The organism is Aestuariimicrobium soli (genome assembly GCF_051192575.1).
GTDB classification, from domain to species: Bacteria; Actinomycetota; Actinomycetes; order Propionibacteriales; family Propionibacteriaceae; genus Aestuariimicrobium; species Aestuariimicrobium soli.
In genome coordinates, this window is record NZ_JBPJSQ010000013.1 from 1 (window position 1) to 16,509 (window position 16,509).

The following is a 16,509-nucleotide window of genomic DNA, read 5'->3' on the forward strand; positions in this document are numbered from 1 at the left end:
TGTTTTGGTTTCCCCAATAGGGGAGGATGGTCGGAAGTTTTCCGCGGCCGGCCGCGACCACGACCTGGCTGACGGCCTGGCTGAACACGTCGGACTCAATGTTGCCCGTCGCCGACGGCATCTCGGGCAGGTTCGGGTAGTCGGCCACCGGCATCGTCTGCAGGGTGAACCGCGCCGAGCCACAGACCAGCTCCATGCTGGTGCCGCTGGCGGTGAGGTCGACCGGCTTGTTGGGCAGCGAGCGGGCGATGTCGGCGAGCAGCTTGCCCGACACCAACGCCTCGCCCTGGTCGACCACGTCGGCCTTGACCTGGATCTGGGCCGAGGTCTCGTGGTCGAAGCTCGACAGGGTGACCCCCGTCGCATCGGCCTTGATCAGCAGTCCGGCCAGAATCGGGGCCGAGGGGCGTGAGGGCAGGCTGCGAGCAGCCCACGCCACAGCCTCGGCCATGACATCGCGATCCAGTCGAATCTTCACTGCAACCCCTTTGGCGCCCGTCGATGGTGCGTAGATGCTTGGGAACGCGCGCCCGGTGCGCGCCTGATGAGCATATCCAGCCAGATGGCTCTGACAGGAATTCCGTCGAGACCCCGCCGGCGCCCGCTCGGCCTCCAGCCCTCTGGCTCCCCTCAGCTCCCTCGACTGTCAGAGGCAGGTGACAGGCTGGGGCCATGAGCCAGTTCGACCACGAGCCACCGCCCGACGACGAGTTCGACACGTCCGCGCCGCCCGACTGGCAGCCGAACGACTGGCAGCTGGCCGTGCCCGCCGCGCGCACCACCACCCCGCGCCCCGCCCGCGGACGGGTCGCCGACCGGGGGCGCGAGGGCCTGCGCGACGAGGCCGAGGCGATCCTCGCCGACCTGACCGGACGACCCGGGGCCACCTTCCATCCCGGGCAGTTCGAGGCGATCGAGGCGCTGGTGGCCGACCACCGGCGGGCACTGGTGGTGCAGCGCACCGGCTGGGGCAAGTCGGCGGTCTACTTCATCTCGGCGCTGCTGCAGCGCCGGGCGGGTGCCGGCCCGGCGCTGATCGTCTCCCCGCTGTTGGCGCTGATGCGCGACCAGGTAGCGGCCGCCGAACGGGCTGGCGTGCGCGCCGCGATGATCAACTCCGCCAACGCCACCGAATGGTCCCTGGTCGAGCAGGCTTTGGCCGACGACGAGGTCGACGTGCTGTTCGTGTCACCGGAACGCCTGGTCAACCCCCGCTTCCGCGACGAGCAATTGCCCGCACTCGTGGCCGGCTGCGGCCTGCTGGTGATCGACGAGGCCCACTGCATCTCTGACTGGGGCCACGACTTCCGGCCCGACTACCGGCGCATCCGCGACCTGATCGCCGAACTGCCAGGCGGCGTCCCGATCCTGGCCACGACGGCCACCGCCAACGAACGGGTGGTGGCCGATGTCGCCGAGCAGATGGCCTCCGGCGGGCACGAGGTGTTCACGCTGCGCGGAGCGCTGGCCCGCCAGTCGCTGCGGCTCGGCGTGCTCGACGTGGGCCTGCCCGCGCGCCGTCTGGCCTGGCTGTCGCAGCACCTCGACACGCTGCCGGGCAGCGGCATCGTCTACTGCCTGACGGTCTCGGCCGCCGAGGACACGGCGGCGGCGCTGGCGGCGGCGGGTCACGACGTGCTGGCCTACACCGGCCGCACCGATGCCGCCGAGCGGGAACAGGCCGAGGATGCCCTCAAAGGCAACCGGGTGAAGGCGCTGATCGCCACCTCGGCGCTGGGCATGGGGTTCGACAAGCCCGACCTCGGCTTCGTCGTGCATCTGGGCGCACCCAGCTCGCCGGTCGCCTACTACCAACAGGTCGGACGAGCCGGTCGCGCCACCGAGACCGCCGACGTGCTGCTGCTGCCCGGTGTGGAGGACCAGGACATCTGGCACTGGTTCGCCACCAACGCCATGCCCAGCCAGGCCAAGGCCGACGCCGTGCTCGGCGCCCTCGGCGAGGCCGGCAAGCCCCTGTCGGTGCCCGCTCTGGAGGCGCGCGTCGACCTGAAGCGCGGGCCGCTGGAACTGCTGCTGAAGGTGCTGGCCGTCGACGGGGCCGCCGAGAACGTCAGCGGCGGCTGGGTGGCCACCGGTCGTCCCTGGGTCTACGACGCCGAGCGCTACGACCGCATCGCCGCCGCCCGGGTGGCCGAACAGCAGGCCATGCTCGCCTACGAGACGGCCGACCGCGACGATCCCCCGACCTGCCGGATGGCCTTCATCACCAGCCAGTTGGACGACCCCCACACGGCACCCTGCGGCCGCTGCGACGTCTGTGCCGGCGTCTGGTACCCCACCGACATCGCCGTTCCGGCCGTGGACGAGGCCCAGGCCTCGCTGCGGCGCGTGGGCGTCGAGATCGCGCCTCGGGCCCTGTGGCCGACCGGGCTCGACACACTCGGGCTGCGTCTCGAGAGTGGAAGCCCGGTGAAGGGCAAGATCCCGGCCGCGGAGCAGGTCGCCGAGGGGCGCGTCGTCTCCCGCTTGTCAGACCTCGGCTGGGGCGGTCGGTTGCGCGAGCTGTTCGCCACCGATGCCGACGGGCGCCCGGTCGACGGCGAGGTGCCGGGCGACCTGGGACAAGCTGTCATCGGCGTGCTGGCCGGTTGGCAGTGGGACGAACGCCCCGCGGCGGTGGTGTGGGTGCCCACCCTGGGTCGTCCGAGATTGGTGGAGTCCCTCGCCCAGGGCATCGCGCAGGCGGGACGACTGCCGCTGCTCGGGTCGTTGGCGCTCTCGCCCGCTGCCGGCCCGCTGCGTGGGTCGACCAACTCGGCCTACCGGTTGCGTGACGTCTGGGAACGGTTCCAGGTACCCGGCGAGCTGGCCGCCCAGCTGCCGACCGTGCCCGGGCCGGTGCTGCTCGTGGACGACCTGGTCGACTCCCGGTGGACGATGGCCGTCGCCGGACGACTGCTGCTGCAGCACGGTGCGTCATCGGTGATGCCGTTGGCGCTGGCGGCCGTCGGCTGATCCACAATTCCCCACCCACTGACTTTGAAGGAAGAAGAGATGCATGTCTTGTCGTCTTCTTCGTCTCAACTGTGGAAGCTGTGGACAACCGGCATCCCCGCTGGCCAGAGCGTCCATGAGGGTGTTGACGGGCTGTGGGTGAACTGGGGGCGGACGATCCCGGGGTGTGGATGCGGCCGGGGGTGTTGATCGGTGTCCACGGTTGTCCCCAGACCTCGTCCCACCCCTGTGGACAACTCCGTGGCGAGCGGCGGCTGCCCGTCAGGACGCGTTTGCCCACGTTGCATGCATGTGCCCTCGTTGAAACGGCGGCAGATGCACCTTCGAAGGGCAAACGGGAAGAACGGACGATGGCCGCGTCGCCTCAGCCGGGCTGGGTGGGCTCGGCGGGCGGGGAGCCTCAGCGGGGTGGGGCGACCTCAGCGGGTGCCGGCGGACTTGATCCGGTTGGTCAGCTCGGTGACCTGGTTGTAGACGGCCCGGCGCTCCGAGAGCAGCTCGCGAATCTTGCGCTCGGCGTGCATCACGGTCGTGTGGTCCTTGCCGCCGAACTGGGCGCCGATCTTCGGCAGCGACAGGTCGGTGAGCTCGCGGCACAGGTACATCGCGATCTGGCGAGCCGTCACCAGCGCCTGGGTGCGTGAGGTGCCGATCAGCTCGTCGACGGTGACCCCGAAGTAGGCGGCCGACTCCGACATGATCAGGTCGGGAGTCACCTGGGCCTCGCCACCCTCGGGGATGAGGTCGGAGAGCACCTTCTCGGCGAGCGGCAGATCGACGTCCTGCCGGTTGAGGCTGGCGAACGCGGTCACCCGGATCAGCGCGCCCTCGAGCTCGCGGATGTTGGTGGTCACGCGGGAGGCGATCAGTTCGAGTGCCTCGCCGGGAACCGACAGCATGCCCTCCGCGGCGACCTTCTTCTTGAGGATCGCGTAGCGGGTCTCAAGGTCCGGCGGCTGGATGTCGGTGATCAGTCCCCACTCGAAGCGACTGCGCAGGCGAGGCTCCAGGGCGTCCAACAGCTTGGGCGGACGATCGGAGGTCATCACGATCTGCTTCTGCGCGTTGTGCAGCGTGTTGAAGGTGTGGAAGAACTCCTCCTGCGTCTGGATCTTCGACTGCAGGAACTGGATGTCGTCGATCAAGAGCACGTCGACGTCGCGGTAGGTGCGACGGAACTGCGAGCCACGGTTCTCGGCGATGGCGTTGATGAAGTCGTTGGTCAGCTCTTCGGTGCTGACGTACTTCACCCGCACGCGCTGGTAGTAGCGGCTGACATAGTGCCCGATGGCGTGCAGCAAGTGCGTCTTGCCCAGGCCCGACTCGCCGTAGATCATCAGCGGGTTGTACGACTTGCCGGGTGCCTCGGCGACGGCGGCGGCCGCCGCGTGGGCGAAGCGGTTCGAGGGGCCGATGACGAAGGTTTCGAAGTTGTACTTGGGGTTCAGGCGCAGCTCGTCGCTCGCGCCGACAAGCGCGGGAGCGGAGTTGTCCACAGGTTTGTCCCCAGCCGGCCCGTCCTGGGAACGATCGGTGTCGATTCCGGGGGTGATGTCGAGATCGGCGTCGCCGGTGTCGACCTCGGCGGGGTGCAGGCTCAGCTCGAGATCGGGCTCGATGGTGACCGCGATCCGCATCTCGCGACGGAACTGATCAGAGAGTGACTCCTCGAGCCGGGCGCGGTAGGTCGACTCGACCCGCTCGCGCAGGAACTCGCTCGGCACCGCGATGACGATGGTTGAATCGTGAATGGTCAGGGGTTTCGTGCTGCGCAGCCACGCCCGGGTGCCCTTGTCGAACGAGTCGAGGATCGTCTTCCAGGCACCGTCGAGGGTCGGTGTCGCGGGGTGCGCATCGTCAACGCCGGAGCGCGCCTCCATCGACACTGGTGACTCCTTCCGGCGGTGGCAGCCGCTTCGAACACTGGCCTGACCGGTCATCCGAGCCCCTGTGGACAACCATGTGGAAACGTCAGAATTGCATGCTCGCGGCGTGCGAGCAAGGCGTTGTCCACAGATGTTGTCCACAGGCGACGAGTCGGACGACCCGCATGCTTGTGACCCCGCTGCCGAGTTGGGCAGGGGGTGCCGCATCGAACCCGGAACGGAGATGCTCGTGCCCGGCACGAGCTGGTTCCGTGAACGCTAGTGACTGACCGGCCCACCTGCAAGGCGAGAGCGAAACTATTCCAAAGTTTCCCGGCGTGGCGACTGGACTACACTGGTGTAATTCTTTGCGGCGGCCCGAGCTGGGGTCGTCCGGTTTGCTGATCCCCCGACGGATTGCGTATCGTTGACCAGTCGCTGCCAGCAGCGACCTCTTCCCCCTGCGCCCACCCGGGCGAGGTTCCACCACACACCAACGGAGCAATCCCGTGACCAAGCGCACCTTCCAGCCCAGCAACCGTCGTCGCAGCCGCACCCACGGTTTCCGCGCCCGGATGCGGACGCGTGCCGGCCGCGCCATCCTGGCCGCTCGCCGCCGCAAGGGCCGCGACGAACTGTCGGCCTGAGTCCTCTCGTGCTGGCGGCCGCCGCACGCCTGAGGGCGTCGGATGACTTCCGCCGCACCGTGCGCTCCGGCGTGCGCGTCGCTCGTCCGACGCTCGTCGTGCACGCGCGCACACACCTCAGCCCTCCTGTGACCGACGTGGCAGAGTCCCCCGCGACCGCCTCGTCGACCCAGGTGGGCTTTGTTGTGTCCAAGAGTGTGGGCGGGGCCGTCGTCCGCAATCGGGTGAAGCGTCGACTGCGTCACCTGGCTCGAGGCCTGGTCACCTCGTCCGCGACCGATGCGGGGGGTCTGCACGTGGTGGTGCGGGCCCTGCCGGCGGCCGCGGGCGCGTCGTCCGATCGTCTGGAGGCCGACCTGACCGGCGCCTGGCGGGCCTGCGAAGCACGATTGCGGGGCGGACGATGAGCCGCCGCTTCCGCCCGCTGACCTGGCTCCTGCTGGGGTTCATCCGCGCGTGGCGAGCGGTCGTGTCGCCGCTGTACGGCGACGTCTGCAAGTACCACCCGTCGTGTTCGGCCTACGGTCTGCGGGCCGTCGACGTGCACGGCGCCGTCAAGGGGTCGGGCCTGATCATCTGGCGCCTGCTCAGGTGTCATCCATGGTCCGCCGGGGGGTACGACCCCGTGCCCGGTACACCCGAGGCGGCACAATGGAGGGCGGAACAGGCGGCGGCTGGTCAGCCGCCGACCGCCCCGGCCGCACCCCACCACCCTTCTTCCACCGTTCAACCTGAGGTGACCCCGTGACGTCGTTGATCAACCTGGTGATGCTGCTGAGCATCTGGAGCACCTTCAAGGACATCATCAGCGCCATGATGCAGCCCCTCTACTGGGCCGTGTCGGGGCTGGTGACGCTCTTCCACCGCATCTGGCTGCCGCTGGTCGGCAACCACGAAGGCTGGGCGTGGACGCTCGCCATCGTCAGCCTGACCGTCGTGATTCGACTCGCGCTGATCCCGCTGTTCGTGCGCCAGATCAACTCGTCGCGCAACATGCAGCTGATCCAGCCCAAGGTGAAGGCGATCCAGGAGAAGTACGGCTCCGACCGCGAGCGCGCCGGCCAGGAGATGATGAAGCTGTACAAGGAGGAGGGCATCAACCCGGCCGCCTCCTGTCTGCCGCTGCTGCTGCAGATGCCGATCTTCCTGGCCCTGTTCCGCGTGCTGGACGGCGCCGCCCGCGGCATTCCGCGCGGCACCTTCTTCCGCGACAACCCCGAGCTGATGACCTCGCTGCAGCACGCCAAGATCTTCGGCGCCAGCCTGGCCGGCAAGTTCTGGCCGCTGTCCGACGGCTTCGGGGCCACCCAGATTCTCTGTCTGGTGCTGATCGTGGCGATGACCGCGGTGCTCTTCCTCACCCAGCTGCAGCTGATGCGCAAGAACATGCCGCCGGAAGCCCTCACGGGCCCGATGGCGCAGCAGCAGCGGATGATGCTCTACATGTTCCCGGTGATGTACGCCTTCGGCGGCGTCTACATCCCCATCGGTGTGCTGATCTATTGGCTGACCTCGAACCTGTGGACCTACGTGCAGCAGTGGCTGCTGATCCACCGCAACCCTTCGCCGAACACCCCGGCCTACGTCGACTGGCAGGAGCGCATGCGCGCCAAGGGCATCGACCCGGACGAGCTCGAGCGCCAGCGTCGGGAGAAGCGCCTAGGCAAGCCCAAGGCTGCCGAGAGCGTGGTCACCGTGGCCGAGGACGGCACCGAGACCCATGCCGTGGCGCGACAGGGCGTGAACCGCCAGACTGTGCGTCAGACCACCCGCACGAACGCCGACGGACGAACCACCGTGACCCGTCAGCAGCCCAACCGCACCACCCGGGCCCGCCGCAAGAGCTGACCCTCCCCCACCGGCTCGGACGGACCGCGCCGTTGATCCCCGCCCCCACCAGGGGGTGGACGAAGGAGAATCATGACCGATCAGGTTTCGCCGGACGAGGTTCCCGCGGACGAGGGCCAGGCCGCTGTGGAGGCGGGCGCCCCAGCTGAAGAGACGCAGGCCGAAGATTCGCAGGCTGGGGAGGCCCAGGCTGAGGCGACTCCCGAAGCGCCGGGCGCCGCAGGCTCGTCCGCTTCGGATGAGGATGCCGACGAAGGCGACGAGCTCGACGGCGAGGGCGACATTGCCGCCGACTACCTCGAGGAGCTGCTCGACATCGCCGACCTCGACGGCGACATCGACACCTACACCGAGGGCGGCCGTGCGCACGTCTCGATCGTGACCGACACCGACGTGCTGGTCGGCAAGGACGGCGAGGTGCTGGCGGCCCTGCAGGAGCTGTCGCGCCTGGCCGTGATGACCGAGACCGGTCACCGCTCGCGGCTCATGCTCGACATCGGTGGGCACCGCGAGAAGCGGGTCAAGGAGCTGCAGAACATCGCCCGCGATGCGATCGCCGAGGTCAAGGAGACCGGTGAGAAGGTGCGACTGCAGCCCATGAACCCGTTCGAGCGCAAGGTGGTGCACGACGTCGTCGCCGAGCAGGGTCTGACCAGCGAGTCCGAGGGCGTGGAGCCCAAGCGCTGCGTCGTCATCCTGCCCGCCTGACGCCCGTGTCTGACCGCGACGCTTCCGCCAGCCCCCCGAATCGTGCAGCCGAGTCCTCGGACTCGGTTGCACGCCTCGGGGGGCTGTCCCCTGTCGGCGTCGCCCAGGAGGTTTACGGATCTCACTTCGAAGTAATTTCTCAATATGTCGATATATTGAGAAATAGAGGTATGGAGTGGGGTCTTCTGGGCCCTCGTGAGGACGATCGGCTCTGGGATCGGCATGTGCTGAACTCGGCCGCCCTGTCGTCCGTCATCGGTGACGGACTGCGGGTGGCGGACGTGGGGTCCGGGGCCGGCCTGCCCGGGCTGCCCCTGGCGCTGCTGCGACCCGATCTCGAGGTCGTCCTGATCGAGTCGCTGCTGCGTCGAGCGACCTTCCTGGAGTTGGCGGTGGACGAGCTCGGTCTGGGCGACCGGGTGCGGGTGGTCCGCAGTCGCGCTGAGGACTGGCGCGAGCAGGTCGACGTGGTCACCTGCCGTGCCGTCGCTCCCCTGTCCAAGTTGCTCGGTTGGACGAGGCACCTGTGGCTCCCCCAGGGGCGGTTGGTGGCGCTCAAGGGGTCGTCGGTGGCAGAGGAGATTGATGACGCGAGCGCACTGCTCGCGCGGCTCAAGCTCACCGCCGAGCTGCAGCAGGTGCGCGCGCACCCCTTGGCGGAGGCGACGACGGCTCTGGTCGTCCATCGCGCTGAGTCATCGTAGGGGGGCAGCCACGCTAGTCTGGGACGGATCGCTTCCCTAGTGCCAGGAGTTCCACCGTGGCAGTCCCTACTGGGCCAACGTCCGCCGACGTTTCACGTGAAACATCCGCTCCCCCGGCGGCTCCGCGCCGGGCGTTGAGCGAACCCACTCCCCTCCCCCGCCCGACGTCGCCGGTGCGTTTCGTGGTGGCCAATCAGAAGGGTGGCGTCGGCAAGACGACGACCACGGTCAATCTGGCCGCGGCGATGGCCGCCGGTGGCCTGCGGGTGCTGGTGGTCGACGTCGACCCTCAGGGCAACGCCTCGACGGCCCTGGGTGTGGAGCATTCCTCCGGCACGATCGGCACCTACGAAGTGCTGTTGGACGACGAGCCCATCGGCGACCACGCCGTGCAGTCGACGGAGAGCGGCCACTTGTTGGTCGTGCCTGCCACGATCGACCTGGCTGCCGCGGAGCTCGAGTTGGTGAACGCCACGGGGCGCGAACGGCGCCTGAAGCGGGCGCTGGACGCCTACACGGCCGAGCACGAGGTTGACGTCGTCTTCTTCGACTGTCCCCCATCGCTGGGACTGCTGACGCTGAACGCGCTCGTGGCGGCCGATCAGATCATCGTTCCCATCCAGACCGAGTACTACGCGCTCGAGGGATTGACGCAGTTGATGCGGACGATCGATCGGGTCAAGGTGGGTCTCAATGATCATCTGAGGCTGGGGGCGGTGCTGCTGACCATGTACGACTCGCGCACCAAGTTGTCACAGCAAGTGGCGGACGAAGTGATGCGCCACTTCGGTGATCAGATCCTGCACACGCCCATCCCGCGTTCGGTGCGGGTGGCGGAGGCGCCCAGCTTCGGTAGCTCAGTGTTGACCTATGACCCCACGTCCGCGGGCGCCGAGGCGTACCGTCGGGCGGCCGCCGAGCTGGCCGAACGGCTGGCCCACTGACGCGGGCGTCGCAGCCGGCTGCATTGTTGTCCACCATCCAGGTAGTTCGAGATTCAGGTAGTTCGAGGAGAATCCATGGCGAAACCCAAGCAGACAGGCCTGGGCCGCGGCCTGGGCGAACTGTTCCGGCCCACGGAGGAGACCGTTTCACGTGAAACGGAGTCCGCGGAGGGGGCGTCTGCTGGCGCGGATGTTTCACGTGAAACACAGGAGCCGAGCGCGGCCCTGGCGGACGGTTCACGCTACGTCGAGGTGCCGATCGAGCAGATCGTCCCCAATCCTCGGCAGCCGCGCACCGTCTTCGATGAAGAGATGCTGCAGGAGTTGGCGGACTCCATCGGCGAAGTCGGGGTGCTGCAGCCCATGGTCGTGCGCCCGGTGGGCGACGGCTATGAGCTGATCATGGGGGAGCGGAGGCTCCGGGCCTCCAAGCTCGCGGGGCGCACGACCGTTCCCGTCATCATTCGTGGCACGGACGACACCGATCTCTTGCGAGATGCCCTGCTGGAAAACCTGCATCGCGCCCAACTCAACCCTCTGGAGGAGGCGGCCGCGTACCAGCAGATGTTGGAGGACTTCAGCTGCACGCAGGAGGAGCTCTCCAAGCGCATCAAGCGGTCTCGTCCCCAGATCTCGAACACGATTCGCCTGCTGCGACTGCCTGCCGGGGTGCAGCGGCGGGTGGCCGCGGGCGTTCTCTCGGCGGGGCACGCCAGGGCACTGCTCATGCTCGAGGACGCGGCGGCCCAGGAGCGGTTGGCGCAGCGGATCGTTGCGGAAGGCCTGTCGGTGCGGACCACCGAGGAGCTGGTCACCGTGGGGGAGGGACGAGGAGCCGGCGCGGGGGAGACACGTCGACGCTCGACGCGGCAGCCGTCCGCCAAGGCGTTGGAACTGTCCCAGGAGCTCAGTGACCACTTCGACACCCGCGTGAAGGTCGACATCGGCAAGAACAAGGGCAAGATCACGATCGAGTTCGCCAGTGAGGACGACCTCGAGCGCCTGATGCGCATCATCGAGAGGTGATCTAACGCCTTAACGATTTATCGACATACCGGTATGTCGAGTAGAAGCAGGAACGAGCGACGTGTCGAGATCATCGACCGACGGGGTTGCCCGGGACTCGGCAACCGGTGGGGGAGGGTCAGACGTCCGTCGGGGTCGAACGGACGGCCGCGAGCTTCGCCCGCACGTCCTTGGTGGCGTAGTGCTCGGCCACGAACGACAGGAAGGGAACCGTTCCCGCCAGGGCGATCAGGATCAGCCGCAGCCACGACCAGTTGACCCGACGGCCGACGTTGAAGGCCGAGATGATCAAGATCATGTAGAGCCAGCCGTGCGGCACACCCGTCCAGACCACGACGCGATCGTCATGCAGCAGGTACTTCATGGGAACACCCACGCACACCAGCACCACCAGCAGCACGCCCACCACGTAGGCCATCACCCGGTAGAAGACCAACGACTTGCGAATGGTCGCCACGTCATCTGGGTGAATGGCGTCTGGGTCAATGGCGTCGGGGTCGAGCTCGTCCAGAACCGGGTCAACAGCAGGGTCACCAGCGCGATCGTTCACCCGTTCAGCCTACCCGGGCGCACCGAGCGCGAAATCACCACCGAACCGACGATCGCCACGCCCGCGAACACCCACCACTGCAGCGCGTAGCCGGCGTTGCGGGTCGACTCCTGCCCATCGGGCAGCGTGACCGGCGCCGGCTTCAGCCCCTGACCGGTCGCATCGGCGGCGCCCAGGTTCACGAAACCATTGATCATCGGCGTGGGCCAGCTCTGCACGAGTTCGGGAATGCGCAGCGAGGCTCGCACGGGGGAGTGGCCGGCGTCCTGCAGCGGCACATCGGTCCGCACCGCCTCCTCCGAGGGCATCACCAACCCGGTCTGCGTCACCGTTCCCGCCGGGGGAGTGGGCGCGGTCACCGACGGCGAGGCCACCGAACCCCGGACGACGGCCACCACCCGTCCATCGGTCGTGCGGAAGGCCGTGACGACGCGCAACGGGTACGCCGTGCCCACGAACAGCTGCTGCTCGGGCAGATAGCTCCCGGTGAGCGTGACCTGTCGTCCGTAGAGGGCATCGACATTCGTCCCGGACGGCGCAGCGCTGGCCAGGGCGACGGGCGGTTGGGCGGCGCGCTCCTCGGTCGCTTCCTTGCCGTGCAGTCGGGCGGTGCGCATCTGCCACAACCCCAACACGATCATCAGCACGGCCAGGGCCACCCCGACCATGATGATCATGGTCCGCTTGAGCGTGATGCTCATCGCGAGGCGGCCTCCACGACCAACTCGCTGCACACCTTCCCCAGCTCCCGACCGGCGGCTGACAAGGCCAAAGGAACCGCCGAGGTCTCCGTCATGCCGGGCGCGACATTGCCCTCGATGAAGACGGGGTCGCCCGCGGAGTTGATCATGATGTCGATGCGACCAAGATCACGCAGGCCGAGGGCGCGGTAGGCCGACAGCGCCAGCTCCGAGCAGGCGGCGGCGATCTCGTCCGACACCTCGGCGGGCGTCACGAATCGGGTCGACCCGGCGGTGTAACGAGACGCATAGTCGTAGACCCCCGAGTCGGGACGAATCTCGACCGCGGGCAGCGCGACGGCGCTCTCACCCTCGCCCAGGACCGTCACCGTCACCTCGGTGCCCTCGATGAACTCCTCGACGACGGCCATCGACCCGTACGCGTAGGCGGCCACCATGGCGGCGGGCAGGTCGTCCGCCGTGGTGACCTTCGAGGCACCCAGGGCCGACCCGCTGCGCGACGGCTTGACCATCACGGGCAGTCCGAGCGTGCCGACGATCGACTCGACCAGGGCGGCCGCACCGAGCTCGCGGAAGATCTCGTGGGGGAGGGCGATCTGGCGGGGCGTCCGCACTCCGCGGGCGGCGACCACCGGGGTGGCGATCGACTTGTCGAAGGTCACCCGCGAGGCGGCCGCAGTGGCGCCGACGAAGGGCACGCCGAGCAGCTGGAAGACCTCGCGCAGGGCGCCGTCCTCACCGACCCCGCCGTGCAGCAGCGGGAACACCACCGCACCCTGGTGGCCGCGTAGCAGGTCGACCACCCCGGCGTTCACGTCGGACTCGATGACCTGGTGCCCCGCCTGGCGCAGGGCGATCGCCACCCGTCGCCCCGACCGCTGCGAGACGTCTCGTTCGTGGCTCAGTCCTCCGGCGAGGACGATCACCTCGGTCAGGTCGCTCATGGGCTTCTCCACTCTCGTCGGGCTCAATTGACGTCGGGTGCGGGCCCCGGGTCGATGCCGTGCCGGGCCGTCGTCCGGATGCCGAAGGTGCGCTGCAGGTCGAGCTCGCGGCGCATCACCTCGGCCAGCCTACGCACCCCCTCGCGGATGTTCGCCGGCGTGGGGTAGCAGAACGACAGCCGCATGTGACCCGAGCCGAACCCATCGGCGTAGAAGGCGGTGCCGGGGGTGTAGGCCACGCGGGCGGTCACGGCGCGGGGCAGCATCGCCTGCGAGTCGAGCCCGTCGGGCAGCGTCACCCAGACGAAGAAGCCGCCCGCCGGTTCGGTCCAGGTCGTGCCCTCGGGCATGTACTCGGTCAGGGCGGCGAGCATGGCGTCGCGGCGGGCCCGGTACATGTCCTTGAACGTGACGATCTGCTGCTTCCAGTCGTGGTCGCGCAGATAGGCGGCGATGGCGAACTGGCTGAACACGGGCGGGCACAGCGTGGCCGCCTCCTGGGCGAGCGTGATCTTCTCGCGCACCGCGTGCGGAGCGAGCACCCAGCCCACCCGGAAACCCGGCGCGAACGTCTTCGAGAACGACCCGAGGTAGAGCACGCGCTCGTCCTCGATCGAGCGGATCGCGGGAATCGGCTCCGCATCCAGCGACAGCAGGCCGTACGGGTTGTCCTCGACGATCAGCAGGTCGAGCCGGTGGGCCAGATCGACCAACTGCTCACGACGCGCCCACGGCTGGGTGATGCCCGAGGGGTTGTTGTAGTTGGGGATCGTGTAGAGGAACTTCGGTTCCTTGCCGCGGGCGCGCACCGAGGCGACCGCCTGCTCGAGGGCGTCGGGCTGGATGCCGTCGTCGTCCATCGCGACGTGCACGACCTCGACCTCGTAGCTGCGGAAGGTCGTCAGCGCGCCGACGTAGCTGGGTGCCTCGACGATCACGACGTCGCCGGGGTTGCAGAAGATGCGGGTGACGAGGTCGAGGGCCTGCTGTGAGCCGCAGGTGACTACCACGTCGTCGGGGTGGGCGTGGATGCCCTCGAGCGCCATCACCTCGGTGATCGCCTCGCGAATCATCGGCTCGCCCTGGCCCGAGCCGTACTGCATGGCCTGCGGCCCGTTGGTGAGGATCAGGTTCGACAGCGACTCCGCTACCACGCCGAGCGGCAGGTCGGTGATGTTCGGCATGCCGCCGGCGAGCGAGACCACCTCGGGACGATTCGCGACCGAGAACAGGGCCCGCACCGCCGAGGCGCGCATCGAGTGGGTGCGGTCGGCGTAGCGGTCGACGTAGTTGTCCAACCGGGTGTCCTGACGAGCCCCGGCGGCTGCGGCGGCGGCACCCTGGGAAGGTGTCGTCGCGGGCAGTTGCTGGGTCTGGTCATCAGTCACGCATCCCACTGTGCCGCATGTGGTGGCGACATACGATGGGCCTCGCGGGCAATGGGACGAGCTGGCCCGCCACGCGTCGAGGGACGAGGAGCGGTCTGCCGCAGGGAGGAGCCCGATGAGCAAGCGTGTGGCAACGGTGACACCCGCCGACCTGCCCGACGTGCCCACCTGCGCCGGGGAGCACCCCGACGTGGTGACCGACGACGTCGCCTGGCCGCGGCTGGCCATGGACCACCTCGGGCTGTGCGGCGTCAGCGCCCATCAGAACGGAGTGGTGGTCGCCTACGCGCTGGTCGCCCCCAGTTTCGCCGTGCCCGACGGGCACCCGCTGGCGAGCCCGCCGCGCACCGCCGATGCCGCCGCGCTGTTGACCCTGTGGGTGGACGAGTCCTACGCCCGCGTGGGGTGGGGGCGGCAGCTGATGCAGGCGCTGGCCGCCCGCCTGGTGGGTCAGGTGCAGGTCATCGAGGCCGCCGCCTCGGACCACGGCTCGACGTGTTGTGAGCCCTCGTCCGACCTGCTCGAGGGGATCGGGTTCGTGCCCACCGAACTGCCGGGTCGCTACCGCCTGCACCTCGACCGCACCGTGGCGGCGGAGGGATTGCTGCCGGGTGCGGTCGCGCGCGCGGCCGCCCGGATGGCCGCCTGGGTGCAGCAGCCCCGGCCGGCCTCGCAAGGCCGCCGGGAGAACCACCCGCAGCCCGGACTCGCCGGTCCCCGACTGGTCAGATCCCGACTGCCCAGGACCGGTGTGGTCAGCTTTCGCGGCGGAAGGTGACCTCGGTCGGCAACTCGACCGTACGCGAGACGGTGCAGTCCTTCTCGTGACTGAGCTTGATCAGGCGATCGACCAGACCGGCCGCCTGACGTGACGCCTCGTCGTCGCCGAACTCGACCCGGAAACTGACCTGCACGTCGGAGAGCCGGGCGCCACCGGTCTCGTCCTTGCCCTTCTCGGCGTCGACGGTGACCGCGAACGTCGTCGGTTCGGCCCGTCGTGAGGTGACCAGGTCGACGTCAACGGCCGAGCAGCCGGCGATCGCCGCCAGCAGCAGTTCCACGGGGGTGAACTCGGCGGTGCCTCCCGACCCGAAGTCGAGGCTGCCCCCGCGGGCGTTGGTGGCTCGGTAACGACCGGACTCGAGGCGAGCCAAGTCGATGCTTCGCCGGTTGCTGTCTGGATTGTCGCTCATCGCGCCACCTGTTCTGCCACGGCGTGGGCCAGTTGGAGGAGTTCGGTGCGCGACGTGTCGCCGATGGCCACCACCAGGATGGCCGTGTCGTCGCGCTGGATACCGCAGCCCTCGGTGTTGAAGTCACCCGAGTACCCGCACAGGGCGTCCCCCTGCGGGGTGAGGGCGTTCATGTTGGCCACGGTCATGAATTCGTCGAGGTTCTTGTACGGGCGACTCATCAGAACCACCGCGGCCTGCTTGCCGTCGGTGGAGTAGCGCGCCGAGACCGTGGTCTTCCCGTCGGACCCGGTGGACGGGGTGGCCCCCTCGGAGGCATCGCGGGAGTAGGCGCCCACGGTGACCGGCAGGTCGAGCGCCCACGTCGCACTCGGTGGCGGCGGGGTGACCGTGCTCGTCTGGGTCGCCGCCGGCGTCACCCGATTCACGACATACGCACCGGCCGCGGCGACCAGCGCCAGCACCAGCGTCGCGATCAGCGTGATCAGCAGGGTCTTGCGGCGCGGCCCGGAATCCTCCTTGAGGGCGCGGGCGGGACGGTTGCGTCGTCCGGGCAGGCTGGTGCGGACGGGGGGAAGCCCCCCGTCGGATCGACGACCCGGCTCAGCCATGTCGGACTCGTGTGGCCGTGGCGACGAGAATCAGTTGACGAACTCGTCGATCAGCTTCACCAGCGCATTGCGCGTCTTGCCGCCGGTGACCTGCTTGACGACCTGGCCGTCAACGAAGACCTGCAAGGTCGGCAGGCTCATCACGCCTTGTGAAGCGGGAATGACGGGGTTGGTGTTGGTGTCCATCTTGACGAAGGTGACCTGCTCGCCGAACTCGGCCGACAGCTCGTCCAGAATCGGCGACATCTGCTTGCACGGCGAGCACCAGTCGGCCCAGTAGTCGACCAGCACGGGCTTGGACGACTTCAGCACGGTCTGCTCGAAGGTCTGGTCGGTGACCTCGGTGACGTTCGACATCGGGAACCTTTCGGAGTGGGTGGCGCGGGGTCCAGTCTGCCAACCGG

17 protein-coding genes and 2 pseudogenes are annotated in these 16,509 nt (G+C 68.6%); 10 read left to right on the plus strand and 9 right to left on the minus strand.

Translation table 11 applies throughout. From position 1 onward, the window contains the following. A pseudogene (locus ACSDQ9_RS13795) lies at positions 1-478 on the minus strand (DNA polymerase III subunit beta); the annotation flags it as partial. 278 nt (positions 479-756) lie between these two features. Here ACSDQ9_RS13795 and ACSDQ9_RS13800 point away from each other — a divergent pair. Further along, a complete protein-coding gene (locus ACSDQ9_RS13800) occupies positions 757-2,976 on the plus strand; it encodes a RecQ family ATP-dependent DNA helicase (RefSeq protein ID WP_435148020.1) in 2,220 nt (739 codons plus the stop codon). A gap of 419 nt (positions 2,977-3,395) precedes the next feature. Here ACSDQ9_RS13800 and dnaA read toward each other — a convergent pair whose 3' ends face one another. Further along, positions 3,396-4,856, minus strand: a complete 1,461-nt coding sequence (gene dnaA / locus ACSDQ9_RS13805; protein WP_435148021.1) for a chromosomal replication initiator protein DnaA — start codon at positions 4,854-4,856, stop codon at positions 3,396-3,398. Between the two features lie 494 nt (positions 4,857-5,350). Between dnaA and rpmH the strand changes: the two genes are divergently transcribed. The 8 genes and pseudogenes from rpmH to ACSDQ9_RS13845 all read left to right on the plus strand — a co-directional run bounded on the left by rpmH (position 5,351) and on the right by ACSDQ9_RS13845 (position 10,718). Further along, positions 5,351-5,488, plus strand: coding sequence for a 50S ribosomal protein L34 (rpmH, locus tag ACSDQ9_RS13810; RefSeq protein ID WP_435147963.1), 138 nt, complete (start codon positions 5,351-5,353; stop codon positions 5,486-5,488). An 8-nt stretch (positions 5,489-5,496) separates the two neighbouring features. Continuing rightward, positions 5,497-5,895 carry a ribonuclease P protein component gene (gene rnpA, locus ACSDQ9_RS13815; RefSeq protein WP_435147965.1) on the plus strand — a complete coding sequence of 133 codons (399 nt, stop codon included), beginning with the start codon at positions 5,497-5,499 and terminating at the stop codon, positions 5,893-5,895. Then, positions 5,892-6,146: pseudogene (gene yidD, locus ACSDQ9_RS13820) on the plus strand (membrane protein insertion efficiency factor YidD); the annotation flags it as partial. The gene rnpA and the pseudogene yidD, both read left to right, overlap by 4 nt. A gap of 110 nt (positions 6,147-6,256) precedes the next feature. Then, complete coding sequence (yidC, locus tag ACSDQ9_RS13825; protein ID WP_435148022.1) at positions 6,257-7,336, plus strand: membrane protein insertase YidC; 1,080 nt, start codon at positions 6,257-6,259, stop codon at positions 7,334-7,336. A gap of 72 nt (positions 7,337-7,408) precedes the next feature. Further along, on the plus strand, positions 7,409-8,044 hold the full coding sequence (locus ACSDQ9_RS13830; protein ID WP_435147966.1) for a Jag family protein: 636 nt from the start codon (positions 7,409-7,411) through the stop codon (positions 8,042-8,044). Positions 8,045-8,127: 83 nt separating this feature from the next. Continuing rightward, positions 8,128-8,748, plus strand: coding sequence for a 16S rRNA (guanine(527)-N(7))-methyltransferase RsmG (rsmG, locus tag ACSDQ9_RS13835; protein WP_435148023.1), 621 nt, complete (start codon positions 8,128-8,130; stop codon positions 8,746-8,748). A 56-nt stretch (positions 8,749-8,804) separates the two neighbouring features. After that, on the plus strand, positions 8,805-9,692 hold the full coding sequence (locus ACSDQ9_RS13840; RefSeq protein WP_435147967.1) for a ParA family protein: 888 nt from the start codon (positions 8,805-8,807) through the stop codon (positions 9,690-9,692). Positions 9,693-9,767: 75 nt separating this feature from the next. Further along, complete coding sequence (locus tag ACSDQ9_RS13845; protein ID WP_435147968.1) at positions 9,768-10,718, plus strand: ParB/RepB/Spo0J family partition protein; 951 nt, start codon at positions 9,768-9,770, stop codon at positions 10,716-10,718. A gap of 118 nt (positions 10,719-10,836) precedes the next feature. On the opposite strand, the gene ACSDQ9_RS13850 is transcribed toward ACSDQ9_RS13845, so the two are convergent. From ACSDQ9_RS13850 to ACSDQ9_RS13865, 4 genes are read right to left on the minus strand one after another with little or no spacing between them, the layout of a single operon-like run. Further along, complete coding sequence (locus ACSDQ9_RS13850; RefSeq protein ID WP_435147969.1) at positions 10,837-11,268, minus strand: DUF3817 domain-containing protein; 432 nt, start codon at positions 11,266-11,268, stop codon at positions 10,837-10,839. Next, a complete protein-coding gene (locus tag ACSDQ9_RS13855) occupies positions 11,265-11,969 on the minus strand; it encodes an SURF1 family protein (protein ID WP_435147970.1) in 705 nt (234 codons plus the stop codon). The genes ACSDQ9_RS13850 and ACSDQ9_RS13855 overlap by 4 nt, the downstream gene beginning before the upstream one ends. Beyond that, positions 11,966-12,913: a D-alanine--D-alanine ligase family protein gene (locus ACSDQ9_RS13860; protein ID WP_435147971.1), complete on the minus strand. Its 948-nt coding sequence runs from the start codon at positions 12,911-12,913 to the stop codon at positions 11,966-11,968. The genes ACSDQ9_RS13855 and ACSDQ9_RS13860 overlap by 4 nt, the downstream gene beginning before the upstream one ends. Positions 12,914-12,936: 23 nt before the next feature. Next, on the minus strand, positions 12,937-14,301 hold the full coding sequence (locus tag ACSDQ9_RS13865; RefSeq protein ID WP_435147972.1) for an aminotransferase-like domain-containing protein: 1,365 nt from the start codon (positions 14,299-14,301) through the stop codon (positions 12,937-12,939). A gap of 115 nt (positions 14,302-14,416) precedes the next feature. Here ACSDQ9_RS13865 and ACSDQ9_RS13870 point away from each other — a divergent pair, with 115 nt between their 5' ends. Further along, positions 14,417-15,079, plus strand: a complete 663-nt coding sequence (locus ACSDQ9_RS13870; RefSeq protein WP_435147973.1) for a GNAT family N-acetyltransferase — start codon at positions 14,417-14,419, stop codon at positions 15,077-15,079. Here ACSDQ9_RS13870 and ACSDQ9_RS13875 read toward each other — a convergent pair. The 3 genes from ACSDQ9_RS13875 to trxA are packed head-to-tail and all read right to left on the minus strand — an operon-like array spanning position 15,057 to position 16,462. Next, positions 15,057-15,494 carry an OsmC family protein gene (locus ACSDQ9_RS13875; protein ID WP_435147974.1) on the minus strand — a complete coding sequence of 146 codons (438 nt, stop codon included), beginning with the start codon at positions 15,492-15,494 and terminating at the stop codon, positions 15,057-15,059. The two genes, ACSDQ9_RS13870 and ACSDQ9_RS13875, sit on opposite strands and share 23 nt — an antisense overlap. Continuing rightward, a complete protein-coding gene (locus ACSDQ9_RS13880) occupies positions 15,491-16,105 on the minus strand; it encodes a hypothetical protein (RefSeq protein ID WP_435147975.1) in 615 nt (204 codons plus the stop codon). The genes ACSDQ9_RS13875 and ACSDQ9_RS13880 overlap by 4 nt, the downstream gene beginning before the upstream one ends. Before the next feature lie 30 nt (positions 16,106-16,135). Then, positions 16,136-16,462: a thioredoxin gene (gene trxA, locus ACSDQ9_RS13885; RefSeq protein WP_435147976.1), complete on the minus strand. Its 327-nt coding sequence runs from the start codon at positions 16,460-16,462 to the stop codon at positions 16,136-16,138. Positions 16,463-16,509 lie beyond the last annotated feature (47 nt).

Bases quoted from the DNA above. Each gene is read 5' to 3' on its own strand.
- ACSDQ9_RS13855 (WP_435147970.1), bottom strand. From the start codon at position 11,969: ATGAGCATCACGCTCAAGCGGACCATGATCATCATGGTCGGGGTGGCC.
- ACSDQ9_RS13875 (WP_435147974.1), bottom strand. From the start codon at position 15,494: ATGAGCGACAATCCAGACAGCAACCGGCGAAGCATCGACTTGGCTCGC.
- yidC (WP_435148022.1), top strand. From the start codon at position 6,257: ATGCTGCTGAGCATCTGGAGCACCTTCAAGGACATCATCAGCGCCATG.
- trxA (WP_435147976.1), bottom strand. From the start codon at position 16,462: ATGTCGAACGTCACCGAGGTCACCGACCAGACCTTCGAGCAGACCGTG.
- ACSDQ9_RS13860 (WP_435147971.1), bottom strand. From the start codon at position 12,913: ATGAGCGACCTGACCGAGGTGATCGTCCTCGCCGGAGGACTGAGCCAC.
- ACSDQ9_RS13880 (WP_435147975.1), bottom strand. From the start codon at position 16,105: ATGGCTGAGCCGGGTCGTCGATCCGACGGGGGGCTTCCCCCCGTCCGC.
- ACSDQ9_RS13870 (WP_435147973.1), top strand. From the start codon at position 14,417: ATGAGCAAGCGTGTGGCAACGGTGACACCCGCCGACCTGCCCGACGTG.
- ACSDQ9_RS13830 (WP_435147966.1), top strand. From the start codon at position 7,409: ATGACCGATCAGGTTTCGCCGGACGAGGTTCCCGCGGACGAGGGCCAG.
- ACSDQ9_RS13845 (WP_435147968.1), top strand. From the start codon at position 9,768: ATGGCGAAACCCAAGCAGACAGGCCTGGGCCGCGGCCTGGGCGAACTG.
- dnaA (WP_435148021.1), bottom strand. From the start codon at position 4,856: ATGGAGGCGCGCTCCGGCGTTGACGATGCGCACCCCGCGACACCGACC.